Below are 6051 nucleotides of genomic sequence, written 5' to 3' on the forward strand. Positions count from 1 at the left end.
GGAGCTTCATGAAGGCCTTCAATATTTTCCTGTCCGCGGTGCTGATGTTTGCGGTTCCCGCTCTCAATTCCTCGGCTGCAGAGAATAAGGGTGCGGTTGACGATCTGAAGCGGCAGCTTTATTCAAAGCTGCGGGGGGCCGATCCCAACGGTACGAACAAGTACCATATCGATCTCTATTTTTCGCCTATCCACGCAATGCGCGCCTACACCGAGCTGCTTCGCTGGTCCGAACAGCCGGGCATGCCGATCTCACAAGCCGAAGAGCTGCAGGCCATCGTTTCCATGGGACTTCGTGCCGTCTACCGCGATTCGGGGGTTGGCGTTCCTATGGAGAACGGGGGAGCGATCTCGGTTGTTTTCGACTATAGCCTGCCACGCTACACACGCCCCCTAACGGATAATCATCCGGAAACGAAGCATTGGAACCAGCTCAACATGAAACGACAGACGGGCGCAGCGGGTATCGGACAGTCGCTGGCGGCCAAGGCGTTGTGGTTGCGGACGGTGGGAGACGAAGGTTCCGATGAGATTTTGCACTCCCTGCTAGGTGAACTCGGGATCGTTACCACCCCCCCCTTCATCAGCCGGACCGCTCACACTCTGGTGCCGGAGGAGGTGGCGTGGGAAGCGGGGCAGTGGCGTGTCAGGAAACACGTCAGCCGGCTCCGTTCACAGGCTTCATTATTGATCGGCCTTCTGGAGACAAAGAAGCTTCTCGATGCTCCGGGTGCCCTGCAAACGGAAATAGCGGATATAGGGCGTCTGCGGACAACAGTGGACAATGCCGTTGCCACGTTGTTTCGGGGTATCGTTGAAAAGCACCGGGATCCCGACACCGGGGCGCTCGTCGGGGTTTTCGATCCCGAAAGCGGAAGAGGCGATCGCATTCTCATCGAGGATTTGGGACTGGCAGCGGAGGCATTGGGTAACCTCGCCAGTACCGATAAAGGGGAGCTTGCCGCAGAGGCCCGCCGCGTCCTGCGTCAACAAGCCGAATTTGTTCGAAGGTCACTGCCTGAAGGCCAACTGGCACCCCGCGGATGGTTCATTCCGACAGGCGCACCATGGCGAGGGAGTATCACGACGCTAAGCGAACAGATGGCAGCCATGATGGTGCTCGTCGAGGCGGCAGGGGTGTTGGGCGAGGAGGGCTATCTCGAGTCGGCCAGGCACCTCCACGCCGCCATGGAAGAGCCGCTCTGGGTCGAATCTGCCGGTCTCTATCGCTCGGCAGTCGGGTTCAAGATGTCCTCCTATGACGGTTATCTCTTCGGGACCATCCTCGGCCTGTTGCGACGAACAGAGGGGACCGGACTTTTAGCAAATATCGACGCTGCTCATTACCTGGAAACCGTACTCATAACAGCCGGTCTGTTGCAGGCAGAGGGTCCGGAGAGCGGCGAGCCGGAAAGCCCTGAAAGCCTCATCGACAGGGAAATCAACGGGCTTGTCGCCGAATTGCTGAAACTGGAAAATGAAAAGGATCGGAGGGACCGTATCCAGACATTCATTTCGCACGTAATCGACCAGGATGGAGACACTGTTCCGGGTATTCGCTTTGGAGGAGATGTTTACGGCGGCGCCCCCGTGCTGGTTAACCAAACAGGCATCAAAACACCCTACCAGACAAATAAGACCACAAACGAGGAGGGTGATACTCCGTGAAAATGACTCTGTTGATTGCGATCGCGAGTTATCTGTTTTCCGCCCAGGCCCTGGCGTTTGGAGGAGATACGGACCGCGGCTCCCGTATTTATCAACAACGGTGCGCCATGTGTCATGGCTCCGATGGCCGCGGGAACGACGGAATGGCGGTCGATTTTCGAGAGGAATGGCATGTCCTGAATAAATCAGACGAAGAATTGCTCCGCCACATCCGCGATGACTTCCGTTCCTCCGGGAGCAGGTACAAGTCGGGAGCGTGCCCTTCGCAGATGATTGACGATCGGGATCTTTATGAAGTCCTGGACTATATGCGCGATGAATTCACGCGTTGAAAAAAGGCGAGACCGGTGGACCTTTTGACATGAGCCAAGGTACAGACATTCATCTCTACGCCAGCCCCATCCGAAGGCTGATATGGATTGTATTGTCGCTACTACTGCTGCGCGCCACCTGGTTCTATTTCAGTAACAGCCTCCACTTGGCTACTTTCATCGCTGCCGTGTGGCTTCTGTTTGCCCTTTCATGGGTGGTCAACCTGTTCCGCATCCCTATCGCGACGATTACGGAAAACAAAATTACACTTCTCGAGCGACTGCGTTTTGGTCGACCCAACTTTCTGGCAGTCGGTCCGGGCCAGCTTACCGCCGTTGACCCACAACCACGCGGAAGACTGATACTGGAACTCGGCTCAATGGGTGAACGCGTTTTAAATCTGAAGTACCTGCGAGCCGCTGATCGGGATCGCGTGACTGAGGCACTAAAGCGCTTGGTCAGCCCCCGGTGCAAAAATGGTGGGACGCAAAAAAGTCATTTTCCAGGCAATCAGAAGCCGTTGCGACCTGAAGAAAAGAGAAAGCCTGGCAGCCCCGCTGCCTTAGGAAGTTAGTCCCGGAAGGACGCATCCCTTAGGCCGGTGGCTTTGCGCCCTTGCCTTTCGACAAGGTTGCTTTTAACAGGCTTACCGTAAATAGGCGGCATTTCAGCAGCCACCATCCGTGGGAATACGGACGAGCTTCAAAGTATTACCTGAATCGAGCTTCAGGCCGACGGCTCGGCAAAAGGAGTGGCTAGGGAACCTCTTACTATTTTTCGTCACTCCCGCGAAAGCGGGAGCCCAGTAAAATCAACGGCTGGATTCCCGCTTTCGCGGGAATGACGAATTTATAGAAGTGCCCGCTATACTTCACGGGCAGGAAACGGAAAAGGAAGTACCATGCCACTCAGGCGTCGCGATTTCCTCGCAGCCGCAACAATCGCTGCTGCCTTACCGGAACTTGACGGTTACCGCAGGGCAGCAGGGGCTGAAATAGTGGATGGTGACTGGGAGACCATCCGGGCCCAGTTCCGGCTTGATCCGACTTACGTCAATATGGTTGGCCTGCTTCTGACGTCCCACCCGGAGCCTGTTCATAACGCCATCCGCGAATATCGAACCGCTCTGGACGAAAATCCCGCCCTCTATGCTATGGAAAATCGCTGGGATCTGGAGCGCCGGGCGCGCCGGGCCGCTGCACGCTTCATCGGTGCCCGGTACCAGGAGGTGGCGCTGACGGACAGCACCACGATGGGACTATCCCAAATCTACAACGGTATTCGGGTTCGGTCCGATCAGGAGCTGTTCACCACCGAAGAAGACTACTACGCGACCCAGCAGGCCCTGCGATATACGAGCCGCCGCACAGGCGCATCCCTTCGCATCGTGCCGATGCCGTCCGCGGAAGCCTCCGCAGTGAGTGCAGAGCGCATCGTCGACAGACTGGTTACTGAAGTGCGTCCCGAAACACGGGTGCTCGGTCTGACCTGGGTGCACTCGAAGACAGGGCTGAAGCTGCCGGTTCGGAAAATTGCCGATGAGTTAGCAGTGATCAATCGTGGTCGGGATGAGACCGACCGGGTCCTGTTGGTTCTCGATGGTGTGCACGGTTTCGGTGTGGAGGATTTCCAGGTGAGCGATCTCGGCTGCGATTTTTTTGCCGCAGGCGCCCATAAATGGCTGTTCGGACCCAGGGGTACGGGGATCATCTGGGGCCGGCCGGAGCGAACCGCAGAGGTGGACATCACCATTCCGACGTTTACCCCTGACGGAACCTGGGGCGGTCACATGACCCCCGGCGGGTTCAAACCCTTCGAGCACCAATGGGCACTGCCGGCCGCATTCCGATTCCAGGAGAACATTGGTCGCGATGCCATCGCTGCGCGCATCCACGAACTCAACCGCCAAATGCGCGAAGGCCTGTCAACGATCCCGCAGGTCCGACTGCACACCCCAATGAAGGCCGATCTTGCATCCGGCATCACCTGTTTCGATATCGAAGGCATGAGACCGGAACAGGTAGTGGAAGCCTTGCTGGAGCGGAATTTCGTGGCCAGTGAAACGCCCTATAAGCCATCCTCGGCACGGGTGACTCCGGGACTTTTCAACACCCCCGAAGAGGTGGACCGGACGTTGGCTGCCATTGGTGCGATAGCAAAACGGGCCTGAGCAAGTCCACGCTCCAAAGCTGTCGCCTCTTGCTTTCATGGAACGCCCACGGCATGCGAGTTGACTAATTAGTCATTTGGTAGCAATATTTCTGATAATTCCTCTACCAATTGATTAAATAGTCATGCCACGTCGCTCATTCGCCGAACCCGAAACCTTCCAGCGCGTCCTGCGCCAGATCCTCCAGGCGGCAGCTGAGCGCGGGATCGACGAGAGCGAACTGGCGTTACGGGCCGGTGCGGCGCCGGAGACCCTTTCGCGCATGAAGACCCGCGGCAATGGTGATTTCGGCCTGGTAACCAGGCTTGCCCAGGTTGCCGGGCTGCGCATCGCTGCCGTTCCGGACAGCGACGCACTCGAGTCACTGCAGCGAGGGGACTTCTTCTGATGGATTATCACGCCGTCATCTGGACGCGCCGACCGGAAGGCCCGGTCAAGATGGGAGACCTGGTGGTGACGCCCCGGGAGACCCGATTCAGCTATACCGAGGAGTATCTTGAGCTCGGGCCCGCTGCAGCCGGCCTGGCACTCCTTTCCTCGCAGCGCCTCTACGGCCGCAACCCCGTCATATTCCAGGCCCGGGACGCCATGCCGCTCCATCCCCGCCTGATGGCGCTGATTCCCGGAGAAGGGCGGCGCAATATCCAGCGCCGTATCTACTCACGCATCCTGGAGAAGCGACCCAATCCACCGGCCACCGGGTTCGAGATGGATTGGGAGTTGTTGCTACTCACAGGCCACGACGGTATCGGCCACCTCGACCTGTTCCGCGATGACCGGACAGCCGAAGCCTCCTACACGCGCGCTGCGATCATGGCGCCGACGCCCGGGAATCGCTCCAGGTTCTGGAAGGCCATTCGGGACGATGTCGCCCTTGATGTGGAACTCATGGATGCCGAGGCGGTGGCCGAACTACTGGGGCCCACGCCGTCCGCCGGCGGCATGATCCCCAAACTGCTGGTGGCCATACCGGACGCGCCGGAGTGGGATGGCACATTCGCCCGACCCGGTACTCCGGAAGTGGAGGGGCGGCGCTTCGTCGAGGTGGTGCTCAAGATCGAGCCCTCGGAGTACCGGGGCGTCGCCGAACTCGAAGCCCTGTGCCTCGAACTCCACCGGGAGGTTGGCTTCGATGTGCCGAGGTCTTGGCGGGCCACACTGGATGGCCTGGAGTTACTGGCCGTCGAGCGCTTCGACTTCACTGCCGAAGGGCTCCCGATCCCCATGGAGAGCCTGTTTTCGGTGTTCGCCACCGGGCGCAGGGATTTTAACTCCAATCAGGATACCGATCTGGCCGAAGTCGGTGTATGGCTGGAGAAACTCGCCTCCGTAGTGAATATGGACGTGCGAGCGGTGCAACGGGAGATGTACCGGCGCTTGTGTATGGCGGTGTGTACCGGCAACGGCGATATGCACCTGCAGAATCTCTCCTTTTTAGGCGGACCGGAAGAGGTCCGGCTATCCCCGGTCTATGATCCGGCTCCGATGCGGGCGTGGCCGCAACATGATGTCCGGCTGGCAGTACCTCTCGATTTCGACGACGCAATCGGGGGCTTCGGTGAGAATCTGGTCGAGCTGGGAACGAAGTACGGGCTGACCCGGAAGCAGGCCGGCGAGGTGCTCAGGTGGTCGCTTGAGGTGACCGATGATTATGCGGAGCGGGTGCAGGGCCTGAACGCCGTACCGGAAGAGCGCCGGCACCGACTGGTTACTACCGTCCAACGGGAACGGGATAACCTCCGAACCGCACTGTCTGGTGGCTGATCCGGTGCGCTTGACACACTGGCGGGATAATGAACGGGGGTGATTCCATGGGCGGCTCTCCTGATGACCCCCCGCTGTCATTACGAGCCGTACCCGCCGCTGCGCGGCCCCGAATCGATGACGAACTCTTAGCCGTCA

At 58.9% G+C, this 6051-nt stretch carries 6 protein-coding genes and 1 riboswitch; all 6 genes read left to right on the forward strand.

Going from position 1 to position 6051, the window contains the following annotated elements; genetic code table 11:
• The first annotated feature begins 8 nt into the window (after positions 1-8).
• The 6 genes from Q7L05_RS04855 (at position 9) to Q7L05_RS04880 (ending at position 5913) form a co-directional block, all read left to right on the forward strand.
• Positions 9-1667, forward strand: coding sequence for a hypothetical protein (locus Q7L05_RS04855; protein ID WP_303902772.1), 1659 nt, complete (start codon positions 9-11; stop codon positions 1665-1667).
• Positions 1668-1669: 2 nt separating this feature from the next.
• Positions 1670-1999: a c-type cytochrome gene (locus Q7L05_RS04860; RefSeq protein ID WP_303902797.1), complete on the forward strand. Its 330-nt coding sequence runs from the start codon at positions 1670-1672 to the stop codon at positions 1997-1999.
• Entirely contained in the window at positions 1996-2553 is a 558-nt protein-coding gene (locus Q7L05_RS04865) for a hypothetical protein (protein WP_303902775.1), read from the forward strand. Before Q7L05_RS04860 ends, Q7L05_RS04865 begins: the two co-directional genes overlap by 4 nt.
• A riboswitch (cyclic di-GMP riboswitch) is annotated at positions 2524-2625 on the reverse strand. Its footprint overlaps the gene before it by 30 nt.
• 255 nt (positions 2626-2880) lie before the next feature.
• Entirely contained in the window at positions 2881-4149 is a 1269-nt protein-coding gene (locus tag Q7L05_RS04870) for an aminotransferase class V-fold PLP-dependent enzyme (RefSeq protein ID WP_303902777.1), read from the forward strand.
• A gap of 124 nt (positions 4150-4273) precedes the next feature.
• The gene (locus Q7L05_RS04875) at positions 4274-4537 is read left to right on the forward strand and encodes a hypothetical protein (RefSeq protein ID WP_303902780.1); all 264 of its coding nucleotides are present in this window, start codon (positions 4274-4276) and stop codon (positions 4535-4537) included.
• Positions 4537-5913: a type II toxin-antitoxin system HipA family toxin gene (locus tag Q7L05_RS04880; RefSeq protein ID WP_303902783.1), complete on the forward strand. Its 1377-nt coding sequence runs from the start codon at positions 4537-4539 to the stop codon at positions 5911-5913. The genes Q7L05_RS04875 and Q7L05_RS04880 overlap by 1 nt, the downstream gene beginning before the upstream one ends.
• Positions 5914-6051: the final 138 nt, after the last annotated feature.

Source organism: Thiohalomonas denitrificans (genome assembly GCF_016841685.1).
In the GTDB taxonomy this organism is placed as follows: Bacteria; Pseudomonadota; Gammaproteobacteria; order Thiohalomonadales; family Thiohalomonadaceae; genus Thiohalomonas; species Thiohalomonas denitrificans_A.